Here is a 2,848-nt window from a genome sequence, read left to right as displayed (position 1 = left end):
AATTGAAGGTGAGCTTGCTTTGGCAATAGGTGTTGGTGATCCGAAATTAATAAAGAAAATTTCTGATCGTTTGAGAAGTAGGTTTCTTTTCCCTAATCTGATTCATCCATCTGTTATTGGTAATTTTTCAGATATAAAAATTGGAGATGGAAACATAATAACAGCCAACTGCGTTTTTACAACTTCAATTAAAATTGGTTCTTTTAATCTTTTTAATCTGGCTACCACCGTCGGGCATGATGTGTTAATTGGTAATTGTAATGTGATTAACCCAGCAGTTAATATTTCAGGGGGAGTTAGTATAGGAAGTAATAATCTTATTGGTGTCAATGCCACTATTCTTCAGTATAAAGTAATTGGGAGTAATTCAATTGTAGGAGCATGTAGTTTGGTTACTAAAAATGTAGACGATAATGTAACTGTTATGGGAGTACCAGCAAAAATTCTTCATAAAATCAATTAGAGAGCATATGAAAAGTGGCGTTATAATAATAGCAGAAGCTGGCGTTAATCATAATGGCAGTATCCAACTTGCTAAGCAGTTAATTGATAAGGCTGCAGAAGCAGGTGTCGATTATGTTAAATTTCAAACCTTTGTTGCAGAGAAAAATATTTCCCGGTTTGCGCCGAAAGCGGAGTACCAGGTAGAGAACACAAAATCAGCGGAGAGCCAACTGGAAATGGTGAAAAAACTGGAGCTTTCCGAAGCAGAACATTGGGAACTCCTTGAATATTGCAACCAAAAGGGAATTGCTTTTTTGTCCACCCCATTCGATTTTAGCAGCATCGACCTGATTAAGAGAATGGGGGTTACTATCGGAAAAATTCCCTCCGGAGAAATTGTAAATCTGCCTTACCTCCGGGAAATGACTAAAGCGTTTCCTGATCTTATCGTATCTACTGGTATGGCAGATCTGGCAGAAGTGGCGCAAACAATAAAAATACTGATAGATAATGGAGCGGACAAAGACCGGATTACCATTTTGCACTGCAATACAGAGTATCCAACGCCTATGATGGATGTGAATCTGAAAGCAATGATTACTATCAAAGAACAACTTGGGGTTAATATCGGATATTCAGATCATACACTGGGTATAGAGGTCCCCATTGCTGCTGTCGCGTTAGGTGCAACGGTCATTGAAAAACACTTTACCCTGGATAAAACCATGGTAGGTCCTGATCATCCGGCATCTCTGGATCCTATTGAACTAATGAATATGGTTAGTGCCATCCGAAATATAGAGAAAGCATTGGGAGATGGTGTGAAAAAACCGTCTCCTTCAGAAGCAAAGAACATTTTAATTGCCCGGAAAAGTATTGTAGCCAGCGTAGAGATAAAACAAGGTCAAAAATTTAGTTTGGAAAACCTGGGGATAAAGCGCCCTGGTACAGGTATTAGCCCTATGCGCTGGGATGAAGTGTTGGGCCAAACAGCCAACAAGGATTTCAGTGTAGATGAAATGATTACACTTTAAATTATAATCATGGAAATTAGGGATTATAAATCCGGAGATGAAAATGATATTGTCGTACTTTTTGAGCTGGTTTTCGGCAAGCCGATGCCGTTATCCTACTGGAAATGGCGATTTGCTGATAACCCGTGCAAACAGTTCATGATTAAACTCATGTGGAATGGGGATAAACTGATTGGGCATTATGCTGTTTCTCCGGTTGAATTGTGTGATTACCAACAAACACTACTTACAGGATTGTCTATGACTACCATGACGCATCCTGATTTTACCGGTCTTGGTATTTTCCCTTTGCTTTCTGAAAGTCTTTATAAAGATATGCAAGAAAAGTATTGGGCAGCAGGCGTTTGGGGATTTCCTAATAATAATTCTCATAGAGGATTTGTTAGCAACCTGCAGTGGAAAGATATCACAGTATTACCTATGTTTTCCTGCGCTATCGATAAACTGACGCCGAAGCAGGATGATAGTATCACCTACACCAGGCAGTTTGACAAATCCCATGAAAATGCTTTCATGGAATATTTTGCCGATCATCTCGGGGTGAAAAAAGATGCTACCTATTTGAATTGGAGATATATTGATAACCCACTGAATACTTACATCGTTTTTGATTTAACCGCTGTTCAGGGAGGTTTTGTTGTATGTAAAGAGTATAACGCAGGTGGAACAAACGGAAAGAAACAAGTGGATATTATTGACTGGTGTGTATCTGCTGAAGCTAAGATGACAAAGAAAGTTATTCAGCACCTGGCGGCTTCTTTTCCGGCTGATAAGTATAGTCAGCTAAATATGTGGATGCCACTGGAGGATGTACGTCATGGTCAGCTGGAGAAACTTGGCTTTGCTAACGTCGCACCAGTTACCTATTGGTCTGCCAGGTCTTTTGGAGAGAAAAATTTATCTGGAGCTGATAATTGGTGGATCCAATTGGGCGATTCTGATGTTTACTAATTAAAACCAGCATATAATTTATGCGTAAGATACTTTTCGTCACCGGAGCAAGATCAGAATATGATATCATGTTTCCGGTATTGGAGTTGCTTGAAAAGCGGCCGGATATAGATTTGAAGATTGTGGTAACAGGGGCCCATTTGTCTGATTTATATGGTAAAACGGTTAAGAATATTGAAAGCGATGGGTTTCAGATAGCTGATAGAGTGTATAACCTGATTGGCTCAGGAGATAATACTGCCAGACTTATTGGTATTGGAACACAAATTAATGGACTGGCGCAGGTGTTCGCCAGAGAGCAGCCAGATATTATTGCGGTGGTTGGTGACCGTGAAGAAGCTATTACCGTAACGCTTACAGGTGCATATATGAATATACCGGTTGCACATCTTGCAGGAGGCGACGTTGTGAATGATGGT

At 39.9% G+C, this 2,848-nt stretch carries 4 protein-coding genes; all 4 read left to right on the top strand.

The annotated features are described in order from the left end of the window. The coding region (locus tag VIP81_RS26145; RefSeq protein WP_331968173.1) for a hexapeptide transferase at nucleotides 1–463 on the top strand (463 nt) is incomplete at its 5' end. Nucleotides 464–470: 7 nt separating this feature from the next. Beyond that, nucleotides 471–1,478 carry an N-acetylneuraminate synthase gene (neuB, locus tag VIP81_RS26140; protein ID WP_331968171.1) on the top strand — a complete coding sequence of 336 codons (1,008 nt, stop codon included), beginning with the start codon at nucleotides 471–473 and terminating at the stop codon, nucleotides 1,476–1,478. Nucleotides 1,479–1,487: 9 nt separating this feature from the next. Next, nucleotides 1,488–2,429 (top strand): GNAT family N-acetyltransferase, encoded by a 942-nt coding sequence (locus VIP81_RS26135; RefSeq protein WP_331968169.1) that lies wholly within the window; start codon nucleotides 1,488–1,490, stop codon nucleotides 2,427–2,429. A gap of 20 nt (nucleotides 2,430–2,449) precedes the next feature. Beyond that, nucleotides 2,450–2,848, top strand: a 399-nt coding sequence (locus VIP81_RS26130) for a UDP-N-acetylglucosamine 2-epimerase (RefSeq protein ID WP_331968167.1), incomplete at its 3' end; no start/stop codon positions are given.

This window comes from Chitinophaga sp., from assembly GCF_036566945.1.
Taxonomy (GTDB): domain Bacteria; phylum Bacteroidota; class Bacteroidia; order Chitinophagales; family Chitinophagaceae; genus Chitinophaga.
The sequence above is the reverse complement of the archived record's forward strand: the minus strand, read 5'-3'. Positions and strand labels throughout refer to the sequence as shown.